The following is an 18,912-nucleotide window of genomic DNA, read 5'->3' as shown; positions in this document are numbered from 1 at the left end:
CTTGCCCAGCAAAACGGACAGGAGCGAACGTGCACGCGAGGCGAGAACAAATTTTCAATCTCCCGATAGTGACAAAGGCGCTGATCGGCGCGCTGGCGGCGACGCAGCTCATCGTCGCTTACGGTCCTGTGGAATTCTCAAACTGGCTGCTCGCGACGTTCGCTTTCATCCCGGCGCGCGTGACGCTTGAAGGCGGCGCCGAATACGCCACCATGCTGACCTACTTTTTCTTGCACGGCGATTGGACGCATCTCATCGTGAATGCGTTAGCGCTTGCAGCATTCGGCACGCCGGTCGAACGTCGATTCGGTTCGGCGCGCTACCTCCTCTTTCTCGCGGCGAGCGCCTTCGCAGGCGCGTTGTTGTTTCTTGCGCTGCACCCCTACGAAATCGCGCCCGTCGTGGGCGCATCAGGCGCAATCTCAGGAACAATGGGGGCAATTGTGCGTTTCGCATTTACGCCAGGAGCGCGGCTGGCGGACAAGCGGCGCAATCCCCGGACGCCATACGACGAGGAATCGCATTCCACTTCGCTGTCACAGCTGCATTTGAACCGACAGGCGATGTTTTTCCTTCTCGCATGGCTAGCGGTGAACGTGCTTCTTGGCGTCTTTCCGCAGGCGGTCGGCGTATCGAGCGCGATCGCTTGGGAAGCGCACGTCGGAGGGTTTTTGTTCGGCCTGCTCTTTTTCAGCTTCTTCGATCGCGCGGGTCGGCATGCCCTAAGTTCGCAGTAACGCCCTTCGGCTGGCGCGGGAGGCCGGTCGAGAGCGAAAAGGAGGGCCAGATGACGATCTCGAACATACTCGCAGAGAAAGGACGAGAGGTGGTGACTGCGAGCGCCGACACGACGCTGCAGCAGGCGGCTCAGCTGATGATGCGCTATCGAATCGGCGCGCTTGTCATTCTGGACGACAGCGGCCGCCTGGCCGGACTGATCGCCGAGCGCGACATTGTTTCTGCGGTCGCGCTGGATGGGCCTGAGGCGCTGACGCAACGCATATCTGCGTATATGCAGCCCAGCCCCCAACCGGCGGGAGAAGACGACGCCGTCGAAAACACGATGCGGGTGATGACCATCGAACGGCGCCGGCATATCCCCGTGATTCGGGAAACGCGCCTCGTGGGCCTTGTGTCGATCGGCGACGTGGTCAAATACCGCATTCGCGTCATCGAGGAAGAGCACCGATCGATGCGCGAATACATCGCGCAAGCCTAAGGACTGGGCGGGGCCGACAGCGGGATGTGGGCGAAGATATTCGGCAGCGCGCGCTTCGTCGCCTCGCGCCCCACATGGATCAGCTGATCAGCCTTATGGAAGTCGAACATGCCGACTTCCTCCAGTCGCGCCGTGATCGTGGCGTCGGGCGGGTCGCCGGCCAACCGCGAACGCAGGATGCGATCCTGGATGATGTTGAATGCGTCGATCATCGCGGTGGCGACGTTCGGCGCATCGCCCGGCTGACGATCGAAATAGCGGGGCAGGAACCGATCGACGAAGGAGGCGTCGGCTTTCTGTCCGAACGGACCGGCCTCCGCGGCGCGATGCAGCGCGCCGGGATCGTCGCGGATGACTCGCGCGCGATACATTGTGTCGGCGGTGACGTTTACGGCGATCACATATTCCGCGCCGAGCGCGCGGCATACTGTGACCGGCACGGGATTGACCAGCGCCCCATCAAAGAGCCAGCGATCGCCAATGCGCACCGGCTCGAAAACGCCCGGCAACGCATAAGACGCGCGGATGGCGAGCGACACGGAGCCATGCTGCAGCCACACCTCATGGCCCGTCCCAACCTGAGTCGCGACCGCGGCGAAGGGTATGGCCAGGTCCTCGATCTCCAGGCCTTCGAGTTCCTTTTCCAAGGCGGACCGCAACCGTTCGCCGGTGATGAGGCTCGCGCCGGAAAATGAGAGATCCATCAGCGTGAAGACGCGTCGCTTGGTCAGGGTGCGGGCAAAGGCTTCGATCTGATCAAGCTTGCCGGCGGCATAGCATCCGGCGACGACGGCGCCGATCGATGTGCCTGCGATCACATCGGGCTTGATGTCATTGGCGGCGAGTTCGCGCAGCACGCCGATGTGCGACCAGCCGCGCGCCGCGCCCGCGCCGAGCGCCAGCCCGATCGTCGGCTGACCGCGCCTTTGCCGTTTGGCCTCGGTATCGGCCTTGCGTACGAGGGTCGTCGGAGGAGCTTGTGGTTCGTCCGTCATCGCGCCAGCCGCCTCGGCATCGACAAGTTGAGGGTTGCGTGAGCGTAGCGATAACATACGGGCCTTCCCGCGCCGCTGTCTCCGTCATGGTAAGCGGCACAAGATATATTTGGAGACCAGCCTGCGCTTCGGAAGGTGGGCTTCAGGTTAACTTTCCGCCAAAAAAACGAGCGCCTATGCGCCATCGGCGGAGAAAACCAGTGCGCCCTCGTCGCCGAGCGCCCGATAAAAGCAGGACTTTCTCCCCGTATGGCAGGCCTTGCCGTCGCCGCCGACTTCGACCTCAAGCAGCACGGCGTCCTGATCGCAGTCGACGCGCAGCGACAGCACTTTTTGCGTCTGTCCCGAGGTCTCGCCTTTGCGCCAGAGCGAGCGCCGAGACCGCGACCAATAATGGGCGAGCCCCGTCTCGATGGTCTTCTCGAGCGCGAGTTCGTTCATATAGGCGACCATCAGCACGTCGTGCGTCGCCGCCTCGGTGGTGACGCAGACGATGAGGCCGTTCGCGTCGAATTTCGGCGCGAAAACGCTCCCCTCCTCCACCTCTTTGGACGCCTGAGACATCACCGCGCTCCGCGCAGCAGCGTATAGAAACGCGCCTGCTCGGCCGGATCGTCACGGAACACGCCGGAAAACTGCATGGTGACCGTGGACGACCCCTGCTTCATCACGCCGCGCATCGACATGCACATATGTTCCGCCTCGACCATCACGGCGACCCCGCGGGGCGCGAGCGCTTCATCGATCGCCGCCGCGATCTGCGCCGTCATCGCCTCCTGAGTCTGGAGGCGGCGGGCAAAAATCTCGACAAGCCGGGCAAGCTTCGACAGACCGACCACCCCGCCCGCCGGATAATAGGCGATGTGCGTCTTTCCGACGAATGGCACGACGTGGTGCTCGCAATGCGACGTGAAGGGAATGTCGCGAACGAGCACGAGATCATCGTAGCCTTCGACCTCCTCGAAGACTTTCGACAGAACCTCGTCGGCGCTTTCCCGATAGCCGCTGAAGAACTCTTCATAGGCTTTGACGACGCGACGCGGGGTGTCTTGCAGCCCCTCGCGGTCCGGATCGTCTCCCGCCCAGCGCAGAAGGGTGCGTACGGCGGCTTCGGCCTCATCACGGGAGGGGCGTTCGACGGTTTTAACCGTCTCGAGCGAAGAAAAGGGACAGGTCTTAACCACGTCATCCATGTGGCGCCTCCATATGCTTCAGCGCGCGCCTCTGAAAGGCGCAACGGCAGCGAATGCCTCGCGCGAGCAAGGCGGTCCCTCAAATCGTCGCCCTCTCCAGATGGTTTCGAGATCACGCGAGAATTCGAGACTGACGAGGGCCGCTGACGGCCCCGGCGCGACCCGCCGCTTTCGCGAGGGCGCGCAAAATCCTATATAGAGATTTACCGAGGCGATGGTAAGGCCTTGGCTTGAAACGCGCGGCGGCGATGCTCGACAACATTTACAATCAACGCATTCTGGAACTTGCCGGAAACATTCCGCGCATCGGCCGGCTGCCGCGACCGGACGCGACCGCCTCGGCCTATTCCAAACTCTGCGGCTCGACGATCACCGTCGATCTGAGGCTGGAAGACGGGAAAGTGGCCGACTACGCGCATGAGCTGAAGGCCTGCGCGCTGGGCCAAGCGTCGGCCTCGATCATGGCGCGCAATGTAGTCGGCTCCACGCCGCAGGAGCTGCGCGAGGCGCGCGAAGCGCTGCGCCGAATGCTCAAGGAGAACGGTCCGCCGCCGACCGGCAAATGGGCCGACCTGGCGGTGCTGGAGCCGGTGCGCGACTACAAGGCCCGGCATGGGTCGACGATGCTGGCGTTTGACGCCGTGGCGGATGCGGTGACGAAGGCGGAGGCTTGATCGCAAGCCAAAGAGGGCGGACAAGCTCTTATTCTGACGCCAACCGCTCAGTTGCTGTCTCGCCAAGACAAGGGTCGTCCCAGATTGATCTCACAAGATGCGGAACGGACGACCGACCGCCTGGGCGCCCTCGGCTGGTGGCGCGCGACGCCCCTCTATCTGCGCATTCTGGGGGCCGTGGCGCTGGGTCTTGCCGTCGGCGTCATGCTTGGCGACCATGCGGCAGTGCTCGAAACGCCGGCCAAGCTTGTGTTGCGGCTCCTGGGGGCGCTTGCCCCTCCGCTGATTCTGCTGGCGATCATGCAAGCGCTGATGCGCGCGCATCTTGGCGGGCGGCAGGCGCTCCGGCTGGTAACGCTGCTGTTGACGAACACGCTGGTGGCGATCGGCATCGGCCTCCTCGTCGCTAATGTCCTTCAACCCGGTTCATGGTCGAGCCCCGCGCCGGCGCATGCGCCCGCCAAGGCCGCAGCCGGCGCCGATCCTCTCGCGCAATTCCTCGACAGCGTGCCCAAAAGCATCGGCGGGCCATTTTCGGACAATGGCACGGTGATGGGCGTCATCTTCATCGCGGTGGCGCTGGGCGTCGCGCTGAGAAGCCTGCGGCATCGTGAGGTGCGCACCGTCGAAGACCTCGTTCACGTGGCGCTGACCAGCCTGATTACCATTCTGCACTGGATCATCGATCTGGTGCCGCTGGCCGTTTTCGGCATCGTCGCCAGCATCGTCGGCGTGAAGGGCTTTGGCGATTTCCTCGCTTTGGGAGGCTTCGTCGTCGCCGTGCTCGCGGCGCTGACCTTGCAAGCCAGCTACTACCTCATCCGCGTGCGGCTCGGGTCTTGGGCGCCACCACTCTATGTGCTGAGGGGCGTGCGCGATGCGCTGGTGATGGCGTTTTCGACCGGCAGCTCCACCGCCACGATGCCAGTGACCTATGCGCGGCTGCGCGAAAATGTCGGGCTGCGCGAGGAGTCCGCCAGCATGGGCGCGCTCGTGGGCGCGAATTTCAATAATGACGGCACGGCGCTCTATGAAGCCATGTCGGCCTTGTTCGTCGCGCAATTGCTCGGCATGCATTTGACGCTCAGCCAGCAGTTCATCGTCGTGGTGACGTCCGTCGTCGCATCCGTCGGCGCGGCTGGCATTCCGGAAGCGGGATTGGTGACGATGACGATGGTCTTCAAGGCGGTGGCGCTGCCCACCGACTACATCGCCATGCTCTTTACCGTCGACTGGCTGCTGGACCGCTGCCGGACGGCCATTAACGTCATGGGCGACGTCACGGTCAGCTGTCTGCTGGATGGCAAAACGCGCGAGCGGCCGGAGACGCTACCGCCCTGAGGCGTCCCGAGACGCCGCAAGAGACGCCCCGCAAGAGTCTCGCCCCAGCGCCGCTTTCCGCCTACGCTTGCAGCATGACCCCTGCCCCGATTCGCATCCTCGGCATCGATCCCGGCCTGCGCAACACCGGCTGGGGCGTCATCGAGGCGCAGGGCTCACGGCTCTCCTTCATCGCCTGCGGGCGCGTGCGCTCCGACGCAAGCCTCAACATGGGCGAGCGGCTATCGCAGCTGCATTTGGGCCTGATGGGCGTCATCGCCGATCTTGCGCCACATGAAGCGGCGATCGAGGAGACTTTCGTCAATCGCGATCCGCAGTCGGCCCTGAAGCTCGGACAGGCGCGCGGCGTGGCGCTGACCGCCCCCGCGCTCGCTGGCCTCGTCATCGCCGAATACGCCGCCAATCTCGTCAAGAAGACCGTCGTCGGCGCCGGCCACGCCGACAAGACGCAAGTGCAGATGATGGTGCGGGTGTTGCTGCCGGCGAGCGGAGCGACGAGCGCCGACGCCGCCGACGCTTTGGCGGTGGCGATCTGCCACGCCCAGCATCGCGGCGCGAGACTGCGGATTTCGGCATGATCGGCAAGCTCAAAGGGCTGATCGACAGCTATGGCGAGGATTTCGTCATCCTCGACGTCAATGGCGTCGGCTATGTGGTGCACTGCTCGACGCGCACGCTGCAAAAGCTGCCGCGCGTCGGCGAAGCCTCCGCGCTGGCCATCGAAACGCAGGTGCGCGAAGATTCAATCCGGCTCTTCGGCTTCGCGAGCGAGGCCGAGCGCGACTGGTTCCGCCTTTTGCAGACCGTGCAGGGCGTCGGCGCCAAAGTGGCGCTGGCGATCCTGTCGATTCTTCCGGCGAACGATCTCGCCTCCGCCATCGCCATGCAGGACAAGGCGAGCGTCTCCCGCGCGCCGGGCGTCGGCCCGAAGCTCGCCGCGCGCATCGTCGCGGAGCTGAAGGACAAGGCCCCCGCTTTCGGCGCCGTCGACCCCGCCCTCGCCCGACTCGCGGGCGAAGAGAGCGAAGGCGGCCCGTCGGCCGCGCGCGACGCGATTTCCGCTCTGGTCAATCTCGGTTATGGGCGCCCGCAGGCGGCTGCCGCGGTGGCCGAAAGCCTCAAGCAGCTTGGCGAAGCCGCCGAGGCGAGCGCGCTGATTCGCCAGGGCCTGCGGGAACTCGCGCGCTGAGCGCGCGATCAGGCGGCGATCACGTCGCGGTAGATTTCAGCGAGCGGAACGCCAACCCCGATCGCCGGCAATTCCAAAGTCGCGGCGAGCCCATCAAAGATCCGCACGCCCCCCCACTCATCTGCGACACGGTCGAAAGTCTCGATATGGGCGCGATCGCGCTCAACCAGCACATAATGCTTCAGGCTCGGCAGCAGTTGATAGACCGCCCATTTCTCGAATCGATCTCGCGCCTTGCTCCCTTCCGACATCACTTCGATGAGCACCGTCGGATCGGACAGATACGCGGCTCCTGGCTCAAGCGCGCAACAATGGACGATCACGTCCGGCAGCGTTGAAGACTCTGTCGGGCGGCTACGCAGCCGAAACGACTCGACCAAGGTCCGGCAGGGCGAACCCGACGCACGCAAGCGCTCGCGGATGCCATTCGCCAAATTCTGGATGATGTAGTTGTGCTCCCAGCGCGCGCCGACCATCATGCGCACGACGCGGCCGCCGATCAGCTCCCACTTCTCATCGGCGGGCTTGTCGGGCAGAAGTTCCTCGAAATCGTCGAGGGACATATACTCATACTGCGAGGACGGGCGATTCACGGCGCGGCTCCGTTTGCCGCATCTTAGCACAGCGCCTGCGCCAGCGCATGGGAGCCGCCCGTTTGAACACCCCCGCGCGCCTTGTCAGCCCCGAGCAGCGCGACGACGACGCCGACGCGTCGCTGCGTCCGCTGTCGCTTTCGGACTTTACGGGTCAGGAGGCGGCGCGCGCCAATCTCAAGGTCTTCATCGAGGCCGCCAAGACGCGCGGCGACGCGCTCGATCATGTGCTGCTCGTCGGCCCGCCGGGATTGGGAAAGACCACGCTGGCGCAGATCGTCGCGCGCGAGCTTGGCGTTAACTTCCGCTCGACATCCGGCCCCGTCATCGCCAAGGCCGGCGACCTCGCGGCGCTGCTCACCAACCTCGAGCCGCGCGACGTGCTGTTCATTGATGAAATTCACCGGCTTAATCCGGCGGTCGAGGAAATCCTTTATCCGGCCATGGAGGATTTCCAGCTCGACCTGATCATCGGCGAAGGTCCGGCGGCGCGTTCGGTGAAGATCGACCTTGCGAAGTTCACCCTCGTGGGCGCGACGACGCGCGCCGGCCTCCTGACGACGCCGCTGCGCGACCGCTTCGGCATTCCTGTCCGGCTGAATTTCTACACGCCGGAAGAATTGGAGCTGATCGTCAAGCGCGGCGCGCGCGTGCTGGGGATCGGCGTCGACGCCTCGGGCGCGAAGGAAATCGCGCGCCGCTCGCGCGGCACGCCGCGCATCGCCGGCCGCCTTCTGCGACGCGTGCGCGACTTCGCCGTGGTGGGTGGCGTGGGATCAATCACCCGCAAACTCGCCGATCACGCTCTGTCGCTCCTCGAGGTCGATTCAATCGGCCTTGACGTGATGGATCGTCGCTATCTCAATCTGGTGGCCGTCAATTTCGGCGGCGGCCCGGTCGGCATAGAGACGATCGCGGCGGCGCTGTCGGAGCCGCGCGACGCGATCGAGGACATTATCGAGCCGTTTCTATTGCAGCAGGGCTTCCTGCAGCGCACGCCGCGCGGGCGCCTGCTGACGCCGCACGCCTTCCGTCACCTCGGCCTCGCCGAGCCGGCGCGTCCCGCAGCGCAGTTCGGATTGTTTGGCGAAGGCGAAGACTAATCAGCGATCACGCGGTGAGCACGAAATAAATCATTGCGCCAAATAAGAGAACGGCGGCGATCTCGCCGGCATGCTCCAGCGCCTTCAGCGCGCGGCTTACGAGTTTCGAGTTCATAATGCACCCTCCATAGGAACGTACATGGCGTCTCAAGCTACGCTTTCCAGCTCCTTACGAGGAGTCAACTCGATCGAGCCAATATCGAGCTAGAGTACGAATTAGCCTACGAGCGGACCGCCGGCCTTGATCCAAGCGTCGAGGCCGCCCTGAATATGGCGCGCCGAAGTTAATCCCGCTCCCTGCGCGGCCTCGACCGCCATCGCCGAACGCTCGCCGAAGGCGCAATAAAAAACGATGCGCTTGCCGGTGGCGACCGCCAGCTCATGCAGCAGCCCGCCATCGCGAATATTCTCTTCGAGTTCGTCATAGGGCATATGCAGCGAGCCGGGAATGACGCCATTGACTTCGCGCTCGCGCGCTTCGCGCAGATCGACGAGAGCCGTTGAGGGCTGACCGAGCAGTTCTAGCGCCTCTTGCGGCGTCAACGACCAGCCCCGCCGCGCAATGTCCTCCTGATGCAATCCGATGTGAATGTTCGCCGGGACCGCAACGTCCATCATTTTCGGATTGGGCAGATGCAGGCTTTCCATCAGCGCGACATATTCATCGACGGACTTGACTTGCAAACGCGGATTGAACGCCCGCTCCTCGCCAATCGTGCTGACCGTATCGCCCTTATAGTCGTGCGCAGGATAGACAAGCGTCGAGTCGGGAAGCTTCAACAGCTTGCCGAAAAGCGACTCGTACTGCGCCCGCGCGTCGCCGTTCTGAAAGTCAGTGCGGCCCGTGCCGCGAATCAATAGCGTGTCGCCGGTAAACACCCTGTCGGCCAGCATAAAGCTGTATGAATCGTCGGTGTGTCCGGGCGTATAGAGGACTTCAAGCTCGACGCCCGGAATTCGGATGCGCTCGCCTTCGCGAACGCGCATCGACACCACGTCAGCGTTGCTGCGCTCGCCCATCACCGTGATGCAGTGCGTGCGGTCGCGCAGCGCGCCCGATCCGGTGATGTGATCGGCGTGGGTGTGCGTGTCCAAAGACTTGACCAGCCGTACGTCGAGCTCGCGCATCAGCTGCAGATAGCGATCAACCTTGTCGAGCACCGGATCGATGATCAGCGCCTCCCCGCCGCGATGGCCGGCGAGGAGATAGCTGTAGGTGCTGGAGACGCTATCGAACAGTTGCCTGAAGATCATCGCGCGCTTTCCTGCGCCTGCCCCGCGTCATTTCGGTTGCGGCACAATGCGAAGATAGGGCCGCGGCGCATTCCAGCCCCCAGGATAGATCTTCTTGGCCTCCTCGTCGGAGACTGATCCGGCGATGATGACGTCATCGCCTGGCCGCCAGTTGACGGGCGTCGCGACCTTATGTGTCGAGGTCAATTGCAGCGAGTCGATGATTCGGAGCACTTCATCGAAGTTGCGGCCGGTCGTCATCGGATAGACCATGATGAGCTTGATCTTCTTGTCGGGACCGATGACGAAAATATTGCGCACCGTCTGGTTGTCGGCCGGCGTCCTGACGCTGGCGTCGCCGCTGGCGCTCGCGGGCAACATTCCATAAAGCTTGGAGATGCGAAGGTCCGGGTCGCCGATCATCGGATAAGTCGGCTTCGCGCCCTGAGTTTCCTCGATGTCGACCGCCCATTTGGCGTGATTGTCGACCGGATCGACGCTCAAGCCGATGATCTTGACGTTGCGTCGCTTAAATTCCGGCTCGAGTTTGGCCATGTAGCCAAGTTCGGTCGTGCAGACCGGCGTGAAGTCCTTGGGATGCGAGAATAGAATGCACCAGGAATCGCCAATCCAATCATGAAACTTGATATGTCCTTGCGTCGTGTCAGCTTCGAAATCCGGCGCGGTGTCGCCAATCTGGAAAGACATGTGGAAGCTCCTCGGTTATGGTTGCGACGCGCCTTGGAGCGCGAGCGACGCTCTTCGCCGCCTGAGAGCGTATGCCTATAAATGCGATTGTTTCGCTCAGTATCAAGAACAGCCGCGTTCAAGCCAATCCCGCCTCTTTGATGAAACTCCAACCTAGCCGCCAGCCGAACGCAAAATGACGACGACCGCGCCATGTCAGTCCCTGTCCATTCGAGTCTATTACGAAGACACGGACTTTTCCGGACTCGTCTATCACGCCTCCTATTTGCGATTCATGGAGCGGGCGCGCACCGAAATGTTGCGTTCCCTCGGGCTCGATCAAAAGGCGCTGCTCGAGGGCGCAGCCGGCGCGCCGATTTTCTTCGTCGTCCGGTCGATGGACGTCGACTTTCAAAAGCCCGCGACGATGGACGACCTGCTGACCGTCGAAACCGCCACTCTTGAGCTCGGCGGCGCCTCGCTCACGCTTGAGCAGCGGGTTTTGCGGCAGGCGGAACTGCTTGTCCGCGCCAAAGTCCGAATTGTGTGCGTCGAAGCCGGCCGCGCCCGCCGACTGCCGCCCGAGGTGCGCGCGAAATTCGAATGTCTTCCGCCAAATTCAGAGTAGAATGCCGTCGCCATCTGGACGCCGCCTTTTGCGGCCTAAAATGGCGGCGAGATGGGAATCAACGAACCCGCTGCGCGCCTGCGGCCCCGGACCGAGCCTTCGGACCCGGCGGAGACCGGCGTTCTGATCGTCGACCTCGCCGCCCTCGCCGATAATTGGCGCACGATGGCTCGACTGGCCGGCGGCGCGGAATGCGGCGCGGTGGTGAAGGCCGACGCCTATGGCTTGGGGCTCGCGCCCGCGATGCGCGCGCTGCTGTCGGCCGGCTGCCGAACCTTTTTCGTCGCCAATGTCGTCGAAGGCGAAGCGGCCCGGGCCGTCGCCCACGACGCGACCATCTATGTGCTGGACGGACTCGTGCCCGGCGCAGCGCCGCGCCTCGTCGCCGCCGATCTTATCCCGGCCTTGGGTTCGCTCGGCGAAATCGACGAATGGGCGGCGACTGGGTTCAACCCCAAGGCCGCCATCCATTTCGACACGGGGATGAATCGCTTCGGAATTCCGATCAGCGAGGCGGCGCAAGCGGCCGAGCGTGCGCGCCACATCGCGCCTACGCTGGTGATGAGCCATTTTGTCAGTTCGCAAATGCGCGAGGCCGCCTGCAACGCCCGGCAAATCGAGGCGTTTCTGGACGCCCGGGCGCGCTTCGCCGACATTCCCGCCTCGATGGCGAATTCCTCGGCCGTCTTCCTGCCGCAGCGCCCGCATTTCGATCTCGTTCGCCCAGGTTACGCGCTCTTTGGCGGCAACCCCACGCCTTACGCCGAATGCCCGGTGCGGCCAGTCGCGCGGCTCAGCGCGCGCATTCTCTCAACGCGCGAGATCGAGCCAGGCGACTGCGTCGGCTATGACGCGCTATGGTCGGCGCCAAAGCGCACGCGCATCGCCACGATCGGCGTCGGCTATGCGGACGGCGTGCCGCTCGGGGCTGCCTCTTGCGCTGAAAAGCCGACAGGCGAAGCGCTCGTCGGCGGAGTCCGCTGCCCCTTCATCGGCCGCGTATCGATGGATTATGTCGTGCTGGACGTTTCCGAGGCCCCGCGCGAGGCCGCGCAGCGCGGCGAATGGGTCGAGCTGCTGGGCGACGGCATTTGCATCGAGGACGCCGCGGCGCGCGCCGGCACCATCGGCTATGAGATTCTCACGCGGCTCGGCGCACGATTCTCGCGGCGCTATCTGGGGGCTTAGCTCGGCGTCACGCCATCGCGAACCACGGCGCGAGCACCGGATAACCCTCGCCTGCGAGGAGCGAGACCGTCTCATGCAGCGGCAGGCCGACGACGGCCGTATAGGATCCGACGATCTTCACCAGAAACACGCCGGCGCGTCCCTGAATGGCGTAGCCGCCCGCCTTGCCGCGCCACTCGCCGGTTGAGAGATAGGCCTCGATCTCGGTTGAGCCGAGGCGCTTGAACCGCAGCCGCGCCTCGACGAGACGCCTGCGCTCATAGCCGCGCGGCGTGATCAGGCTCACCGCCGAAAAGACCCGGTGCTGGCGCCCCGAGAGCAGCTGCAGGCACTCCTCGGCCTCCTCCCGCGTCTCCGCCTTGGGCAGGATGCGCCGGCCGACGGCGACGACCGTGTCGGCGGCGATGAGAAAAGACTCCTTCAGCTCGGGCTGCGTCGCGCGCAGCTTTACCGCGGCAGCCGCTTTCTCGCTGGCGATTCGTGTGGCGTAGGCGCGCGGCGATTCTCCGCGGTGCGGCGTCTCATCGATATCGGCCGGCAGCAAGGCGTCGGCGTCGAGTCCTGCCTGCTGCAACAGCGCCAGGCGCCTCGGCGAAGCTGATGCGAGAATGAGCTTGGGACGGGCGATTGGAGGATTGGCTGTCAAGAATGTCGCTCCGCCAAAGGAAAATTACCGGAAACGATATGTTATACGCCCTTTGGTCAAATCATAAGGGGTCATCTCGACAAGCACCTTATCGCCAGTCAATACGCGGATGCGGTTCTTGCGCATTTTGCCGGCGGTATGGGCAATGATTTCGTGGTCGTTTTCGAGCTTGACGCGAAACATCGCGCTCGGCAGCAGTTCGGTGACGACGCCGGGAAATTCGAGCAGTTCTTCCTTGGCCATGTGGTTCCTTGTAAGGCGCTTCCCGCGGCGAGTGTGGCCGCGCGGCTTAGATAGCGCGTGAAATGCGAAAAACCCGCTGCCCAGGCCGGGGAGCGGACTCGGCGCGGACCCTAATCGAGAACGAAGGATTTGTGAACCAGGGAGTTGGGAGCGACCAAAGCTCTCACAATTCGACGGCGCGGCCAAAGTCGCTCGCGCGTTTGAGTTCGACGCCTTCGAGCGGCGCGGCAGCGAGAAGCGCCTTAAGCGATCCCCTTGCATGCAAACGCTCGAGCTTTTTTCTTTCCCTGCGTCGGCGAAAGATTTGAGTGCGAGATTTTCGTAATTTCCTCATCGCAGTTCTATTTTTCGTCGTTTCACCAAGCGTGATCATGCCTCCACACGAGGATCAATGATATTGATAGGAACGTCCTCTGTCTTCAAGAACTCTAGAAACCCATTTCTAGTGGAAGGGATCACGAACAAACTAAAAAACAAACAGATCTCCCAAAGGTCCTGCTGGGATAATACGATGTTCGAACCAACGGAGAATACTCGCTCACGCATCATCGCCTTGCCACAAATAGCCATCGGCTCCAAAGTTATCTGGCCAATAAGCTTAGGAATCGTATGGATGGTTCCCGTTTCTTCCCCTTGAGCAAAAATATCAAAAGTCTTCCAAGTGATCTGAAATGAATCCCCAGGCGAGCATCGTTCATATTTGATTCTCCCCAAATCGTGAGTTAGAGCGTTACGCGCTGAGTACAAGCTTTTGATGCTGTCTGCTTCGTTTGGTGCGATTCTGAATCGCTTTAGAAGCTTGTCGAGTTTGCCGGGGATGCCCAGATTCTCAAATTCCTTTTGGGCCTTTTGAGGGTTGTTCAATTCGAAACTTTTATTCTTGCACGCAATAATAAGACAGCTCTCGTGAATGCGATCGAGAAACAACGCGTAGTGTTCGAGTAACTCGCGTAAACCACATGAAATAATCCACGTAGCAAAATGTTCCTTGAAGTCCCGGACGGCCCCTTCTGGCAAGTTCGACGGGAGGAAGTCGATCGGCATACCGGTTTGGCCGGGCATAATTGGTAACTTATGTAACTCGTAGTCATTAAAATCACCGCGCTTAGCAGCGTTCAAACCTAAACCCATAAAGACTGCCGCGCGGCGAACTCCTGCGTGAGCAAGCTCCGCAATATTATCGATGTTCACGTTGATTTTGAGCTTCTGCACCAATTGTGAAAGTCCGTCGAGTGTTATTTCTAATTAATCGTGGATAAATTTTCTTATTTCGGCTTGCCCTTCACCGTGCGCGTGCCGGGCTTGCCGCCCGAAGAACGTGGCGAGACGCGCGGCGGCGGCGTGAGCCGACCCAGAGGCCGCGCTTCCCCGCCGCCGAAATTATGCGGCCCCATGTCGGCGTCGGTCGGCTTATGCGCACGGGTGGCGAGCTTTTCCTCTTCGTCACGGCGGATGGCGCCGCGCCCTCCCCGACCAAAGGAGGCGCGAAATTGCGGGCTCGCCTCGGCGAGCAATTCGGCGCGTTGTAGCCGCTGGATTTCATCGCGCATGCGCGCCGCCTCCTCGAAGGCGAGATCGGCCGCCGCAGCCTTCATGCGCTTTTCGAGATCGGCGATCGTGGCCGCGAGATTATGCCCCGGCGCGATGTCATAACCCGTGTCGATGGTCACATGATCCTGTTCGGCGACCGAGCCGAGAATGTCGGCGATTCCGCGCTTGATCGACGCCGGCGTGATGTTGTTCTCGCGGTTATAGGCTTCCTGCTTGGCGCGGCGACGGTCGGTCTCGTCCATCGCGCGCTTCATCGAGCCGGTGATCTGATCGGCGTAGAGGATGACGCGGCCGTCGATATTGCGCGCGGCGCGGCCGATCGTCTGCACGAGCGACGTTTCGGAGCGCAGAAACCCTTCCTTGTCGGCGTCGAGAATGGCGACGAGGCCGCATTCGGGAATGTCGAGGCCCTCGCGTAACAGATTGATGCCGACAAGCACGTCGAAGGCGCCGAGCCGCAGATCGCGGATGATCTCGATGCGCTCGATCGTGTCGATATCGGAATGCATGTAACGCACCCGCACGCCGTTCTCATGCAGATATTCCGTCAGATCTTCCGCCATACGCTTGGTGAGCACGGTGACGAGAGAGCGATAGCCGATCTGCGCCGTCGCGCGCGCTTCGTCGAGAAGATCGTCGACCTGGGCGCGCGCCGGGCGCACCTCGACAAGCGGATCGATCAATCCCGTCGGGCGAATGACCTGTTCGACGAAGACGCCGCCTGTCTGATTGAGCTCCCAGTTTCCCGGCGTCGCCGAGACCGAAACGGTCTGCGGCCGCATGGCGTCCCATTCCTCGAAGCGCAGCGGCCGATTGTCCATGCAGGACGGCAGACGGAATCCATATTCCGCCAGCGTCGCCTTGCGGCGGAAGTCGCCCTTATACATCGCGCCGATTTGCGGAATGCTGACGTGGCTCTCGTCGGCGAAGACGAGCGCATTGTCGGGGAGATATTCGAACAGCGTCGGCGGCGGCTCTCCGGGCCTGCGGCCGGTGAGATAGCGCGAATAATTCTCGACGCCGGCGCAGGAGCCGGTCGCCTCCATCATTTCGAGATCGAAGCGGGTGCGTTGCTCGAGTCGCTGCGCCTCCAGGAGACGCCCGGAACGGTGCAATTCGTCGAGCCGCGCGCGCAATTCTTCCTTGATCGCCTTGATCGACTGCAGCAGCGTCGGCCTCGGCGTCACATAATGCGAATTGGCGTAGACTTTGACGAATTCGAGGTCGACCGTCTTCTTGCCGGTCAGCGGATCGAATTCGGAGATCGACTCCACCTCATCGCCAAAGAAGCTGATGCGCCAGGCGCGATCCTCATAATGGGCCGGGAAAATGTCGACGGTGTCGCCGCGCACGCGAAACGTTCCGCGGGTGAAATCGGCGCCGATGCGGCGGTAGTGCAGCGCGACGAGATCGGTGACGAGCTGCCGCTGCTCCAACTTCTCGCCGAGAGTCACCGAAAAGGTCATCGCCGTGTAGGTTTCGACCGAACCGATGCCGTAGATGCAGGAGACCGACGCCACGATGATGACGTCGTCGCGCTCGAGCAGCGCGCGCGTCGCTGCGTGACGCATGCGGTCGATCTGCTCGTTTACCGAGGATTCTTTCTCGATATAGGTGTCCGAGCGCGGCACATAAGCCTCAGGCTGATAGTAGTCGTAATAGGAGACGAAATATTCGACGGCGTTATTGGGAAAGAAGCTCTTGAACTCGCCGTAAAGCTGCGCCGCAAGCGTCTTGTTGGGCGCGAGAATAAGCGCCGGGCGCTGCACGCGTTCGATTACGCTCGCCATGGTGAAGGTCTTGCCGGAGCCGGTGACGCCGAGCAGCACCTGATCGCGTTCCTGCGCCGCGATGCCCTTGACCAGCTCCTCGATCGCCGCCGGTTGGTCGCCCTTCGGCGTGTATTCGGAGACGAGGTCGAACCTCACGCCGCCTTCGGACTTCGCCGGCCGCTCGGGCCGATGCGGCGTCCAGGGCTTTTGGTCGCGAATGTTCGGATCGCCAAGGCGCAGCAGTTGCGCAAGACTGTCGGCGGTGGCTTCCACTCCGCCACTGTTTTGAGCGGCGCTTCCTGAAGTCGCGCCGCCAATGTTTTGAGCGGCGCTTCCTGAAGTCGCGCCGCCAATGTTTTGAGCGGCGCTTCCTGAAGTCGCGCCGCCCGCCTGAAAGCCCTCGCCGAGGCCGTATTTCTCGATGTCCTCCTCGTCGAGGCCGTGAATCGAAGAGGCGTCATCATAGGCCGCCTGCGGCGCCTCGCCGAACCCGGGCGCGAGCGCCGGATTGAGGAGCTGCACGAGATGCGGCGCGAGCGGCGCGACGTCCGGCTTCGCTGCCTTGGCGCGCGTCGGCCGCGCAGGATCTCTGGGCTTTCCGGGAGGTTTCGCCATGGCCGCAATATGGGGGAGACGGCGGCGGGATGGAAGGCGGGAAGGCGCCACGCCCCCTCCCTGTCCCTCCCCCGCTGCGCAAACCGGGTGCTCCCGGTTTGCGCATCTATGCCGAAGTCGGCAATAGCCGACTTCGGATGGGAGAGGGGACGCCAACGATCGACGCTAGCGAAATCCCGACGAAGCGCCGAATCTCCTCCCTCTCCCGCGAAGCGGGGGAGGGTTGGGGAGGGGGCGGGTCATAGCCCCGAAATCTGTTTCAAATATTCGAAGATCGGTTTTCCCTGATGATAGATTTCCTTGGCGATGACGAGCATCGCGGCTGCCTTTTCAGGATCTTTAGCGCGCTCCAGGACGGCCCGGTAAAGCGCGTTGATAGAGCCGCCGACGCCGAGCCGCCGAGTCTTTTCGTATTCGGCGTCGCCGTAAGGATAGGGTGGCGGCTGGATCGGCGCCTTGGCGCGCAAATCCTCAGGCTCCAGTTCGATTTTCGGCGCTTCGCGCTCGGCTTCTTTGAGCCCTTCTGAAACACGCGGCGCGAAAACCGTGGGCGTGTGCGCGTCTATGACGGCGTCGACTTTCTGAACCGCCTCTCGCGGGAAAGGCGCGGCGAGACTGCCTTTCTTCGCAGCGGCATGGAAGCGCTGCATCTCGTCTTCATAAAAAGCGAGCAGCGCGAAATGGGTCTCCAGAAACGCTTTCAGACGCGCCGCGAATCCTTCGTTCAGCGCGGACGTTTCGGCGAGAAACAGACTGTGAAGAGCGCGCGCCTCGGCGTCGGCGAGGACGATGTTGCCGTCGTCCGTCGAAGAAGGAAGGTCGGCGACATATTGGTCCAGCCGCTCGCGATACTGCTGATTGGCGTTGAATTTCTGCGCCTTGAGATCACTCGCGAGGCGATCGGCGAGTTTGCGCGCGGCGTCGAGCCAGCGGCGATGCACAGCTTCGTCGCCGGGATGCGCAATGAAGGGGAGATTTTGCGGGCCCGAGGCGATGTCGATCTGACCCGCGGCGTTGACGCCATAAGTGAAGACCGAAGGAACGTTTTCGACAGCGGGAGGTGGCGCCAAGTCAAGAACTTCTGGCGAAGCAACGACATCGAAAACCTCATCGGGCCCTTTCTTGCCAAGCTCCTCCAGCCGCGCCGCGATCCAGGCGTTGGCGGCGGCGGGACCTTTGTTCCATTCGGATTCGGGAACGGTCGCATAGATGAGGCTTTGTTCCTCCGAGAGATGCACGCCTCTCAGAACAGAGTCGTACCAATTGGTCCACACCTGCCAATTGTCCTCGGCGGGTAAATTGCTCCTCAGCTTCTTCCACGCCTCCTCGGCCCAGGAGGGCGCGCCGTTCGGCCACAGCCGCTGCGAAGCTAATGTAATCGGCGATGCGCCGTTCTCGATAAAAGCCACGTCCAACGAGACAGCGGACCAAATATCGGCGGCGGCGGTGGCGGCGGCGCTGACGGAGGCGTTGACAGCATCGCAGGCGGAGGCGTTGACGACTGGGGCGGGGTTGGCAAAGGAGGGGGTGCCAGCGGGACGGGCGGGGGCGGCGGCGTTGACGGCGTGGGCGGAGGCGTTGACAGCGTGGGCGGCGGCGGCGGCGCGGGAGGCGGCGCGAGCGGCGTCGCGGGTGACGTCGCGGCCGCGAAGCGCCTTGGCGCGGGTTGGATAAACAGCCGTAACCCACGCCAATGCGGTAGCGCGGAAAATGGCGCCGATCATATCCAGGAAAGCGCCTATCGCTCGTGCATCTTGGTTTTTTGGAAAAGCTTCCTCGGCGAGCGGCGCGACCCGTAGCGCTGTTCTGGCGGCTATCGCCACCGCAACCCCGGGCTTCTGTGCCCTAAGCCATGCTTCAAGTGGTTCGCGACTATTAATCTGACGAGGCGGCTCTCCATCCCTTGGACTCTTCGCCACGTTGAAACTCTTTCGTGAAAAATATCCCCTCTACGCTCAAGCTAGCACGCTTGCAGCGAAGGGCAAGCAAGGGCCGACTCGCGCGCACAACGCTCTTGAAGCGGGAGCCGCGCAGGCATAGTT

At 62.8% G+C, this 18,912-nt stretch carries 20 protein-coding genes; 9 read left to right on the top strand and 11 right to left on the bottom strand.

Features of this window, described 5'->3' with window-relative positions:
* The first annotated feature begins 29 nt into the window (after positions 1–29).
* Positions 30–737: a rhomboid family intramembrane serine protease gene (locus tag EHO51_RS04915; protein WP_164479344.1), complete on the top strand. Its 708-nt coding sequence runs from the start codon at positions 30–32 to the stop codon at positions 735–737.
* Between the two features lie 50 nt (positions 738–787).
* Positions 788–1,219, top strand: a complete 432-nt coding sequence (locus EHO51_RS04910; RefSeq protein ID WP_124737955.1) for a CBS domain-containing protein — start codon at positions 788–790, stop codon at positions 1,217–1,219.
* On the opposite strand, the gene EHO51_RS04905 is transcribed toward EHO51_RS04910, so the two are convergent.
* From EHO51_RS04905 to folE, 3 genes are all read right to left on the bottom strand, one after another.
* Positions 1,216–2,214, bottom strand: coding sequence for a patatin-like phospholipase family protein (locus EHO51_RS04905; protein ID WP_124737954.1), 999 nt, complete (start codon positions 2,212–2,214; stop codon positions 1,216–1,218). The two genes, EHO51_RS04910 and EHO51_RS04905, sit on opposite strands and share 4 nt — an antisense overlap.
* Before the next feature lie 174 nt (positions 2,215–2,388).
* Complete coding sequence (gene hisI, locus EHO51_RS04900) at positions 2,389–2,778, bottom strand: phosphoribosyl-AMP cyclohydrolase (protein WP_124737953.1); 390 nt, start codon at positions 2,776–2,778, stop codon at positions 2,389–2,391.
* On the bottom strand, positions 2,778–3,407 hold the full coding sequence (gene folE, locus EHO51_RS04895; RefSeq protein WP_124737952.1) for a GTP cyclohydrolase I FolE: 630 nt from the start codon (positions 3,405–3,407) through the stop codon (positions 2,778–2,780). The genes hisI and folE overlap by 1 nt, the downstream gene beginning before the upstream one ends.
* A 248-nt stretch (positions 3,408–3,655) precedes the next feature.
* Here folE and EHO51_RS04890 point away from each other — a divergent pair, with 248 nt between their 5' ends.
* The 4 genes from EHO51_RS04890 to ruvA all read left to right on the top strand — a co-directional run bounded on the left by EHO51_RS04890 (position 3,656) and on the right by ruvA (position 6,611).
* Positions 3,656–4,081, top strand: coding sequence for an iron-sulfur cluster assembly scaffold protein (locus EHO51_RS04890; RefSeq protein ID WP_124737951.1), 426 nt, complete (start codon positions 3,656–3,658; stop codon positions 4,079–4,081).
* 84 nt (positions 4,082–4,165) lie between these two features.
* Positions 4,166–5,422: a dicarboxylate/amino acid:cation symporter gene (locus EHO51_RS04885; RefSeq protein ID WP_124737950.1), complete on the top strand. Its 1,257-nt coding sequence runs from the start codon at positions 4,166–4,168 to the stop codon at positions 5,420–5,422.
* Positions 5,423–5,496: 74 nt separating this feature from the next.
* A complete protein-coding gene (ruvC, locus tag EHO51_RS04880; RefSeq protein WP_124737949.1) occupies positions 5,497–6,000 on the top strand; it encodes a crossover junction endodeoxyribonuclease RuvC in 504 nt (167 codons plus the stop codon).
* Complete coding sequence (gene ruvA / locus EHO51_RS04875) at positions 5,997–6,611, top strand: Holliday junction branch migration protein RuvA (RefSeq protein WP_124737948.1); 615 nt, start codon at positions 5,997–5,999, stop codon at positions 6,609–6,611. Before ruvC ends, ruvA begins: the two co-directional genes overlap by 4 nt.
* An 8-nt stretch (positions 6,612–6,619) precedes the next feature.
* Here the strand turns inward: ruvA and EHO51_RS04870 are convergent, their stop codons facing one another.
* Positions 6,620–7,204, bottom strand: a complete 585-nt coding sequence (locus EHO51_RS04870; protein WP_124737947.1) for a Uma2 family endonuclease — start codon at positions 7,202–7,204, stop codon at positions 6,620–6,622.
* Between the two features lie 47 nt (positions 7,205–7,251).
* On the opposite strand from EHO51_RS04870, the gene ruvB reads away from it, so the two are divergent.
* Positions 7,252–8,307, top strand: coding sequence for a Holliday junction branch migration DNA helicase RuvB (gene ruvB / locus EHO51_RS04865; RefSeq protein ID WP_124737946.1), 1,056 nt, complete (start codon positions 7,252–7,254; stop codon positions 8,305–8,307).
* A 216-nt stretch (positions 8,308–8,523) separates the two neighbouring features.
* Here the strand turns inward: ruvB and EHO51_RS04860 are convergent, their stop codons facing one another.
* Positions 8,524–9,561, bottom strand: a complete 1,038-nt coding sequence (locus EHO51_RS04860; protein WP_124737945.1) for an MBL fold metallo-hydrolase — start codon at positions 9,559–9,561, stop codon at positions 8,524–8,526.
* A gap of 27 nt (positions 9,562–9,588) precedes the next feature.
* A complete protein-coding gene (locus EHO51_RS04855) occupies positions 9,589–10,248 on the bottom strand; it encodes a peroxiredoxin (protein ID WP_124737944.1) in 660 nt (219 codons plus the stop codon).
* Between the two features lie 175 nt (positions 10,249–10,423).
* Here EHO51_RS04855 and ybgC point away from each other — a divergent pair, with 175 nt between their 5' ends.
* Entirely contained in the window at positions 10,424–10,855 is a 432-nt protein-coding gene (gene ybgC / locus EHO51_RS04850) for a tol-pal system-associated acyl-CoA thioesterase (RefSeq protein WP_124737943.1), read from the top strand.
* A gap of 51 nt (positions 10,856–10,906) precedes the next feature.
* On the top strand, positions 10,907–12,043 hold the full coding sequence (gene alr / locus EHO51_RS04845; RefSeq protein WP_124737942.1) for an alanine racemase: 1,137 nt from the start codon (positions 10,907–10,909) through the stop codon (positions 12,041–12,043).
* Between the two features lie 7 nt (positions 12,044–12,050).
* On the opposite strand, the gene EHO51_RS04840 is transcribed toward alr, so the two are convergent.
* From EHO51_RS04840 to EHO51_RS04820, 5 genes are all read right to left on the bottom strand, one after another.
* On the bottom strand, positions 12,051–12,689 hold the full coding sequence (locus tag EHO51_RS04840) for a Maf family nucleotide pyrophosphatase (protein WP_124737941.1): 639 nt from the start codon (positions 12,687–12,689) through the stop codon (positions 12,051–12,053).
* 24 nt (positions 12,690–12,713) lie between these two features.
* A complete protein-coding gene (infA, locus tag EHO51_RS04835; RefSeq protein ID WP_014890360.1) occupies positions 12,714–12,932 on the bottom strand; it encodes a translation initiation factor IF-1 in 219 nt (72 codons plus the stop codon).
* A gap of 369 nt (positions 12,933–13,301) precedes the next feature.
* On the bottom strand, positions 13,302–14,147 hold the full coding sequence (locus EHO51_RS04830) for a hypothetical protein (protein ID WP_124737940.1): 846 nt from the start codon (positions 14,145–14,147) through the stop codon (positions 13,302–13,304).
* A gap of 50 nt (positions 14,148–14,197) precedes the next feature.
* Complete coding sequence (gene uvrB, locus EHO51_RS04825; protein WP_124737939.1) at positions 14,198–16,870, bottom strand: excinuclease ABC subunit UvrB; 2,673 nt, start codon at positions 16,868–16,870, stop codon at positions 14,198–14,200.
* A gap of 239 nt (positions 16,871–17,109) precedes the next feature.
* A complete protein-coding gene (locus EHO51_RS04820) occupies positions 17,110–18,594 on the bottom strand; it encodes a hypothetical protein (protein WP_124737938.1) in 1,485 nt (494 codons plus the stop codon).
* Between the last annotated feature and the right edge of the window lie 318 nt (positions 18,595–18,912).

The sequence above is a fragment of the Methylocystis rosea genome, assembly GCF_003855495.1.
In the GTDB taxonomy this organism is placed as follows: Bacteria; Pseudomonadota; Alphaproteobacteria; order Rhizobiales; family Beijerinckiaceae; genus Methylocystis; species Methylocystis rosea_A.
This window is presented reverse-complemented; position numbering and strand designations above follow the sequence as displayed.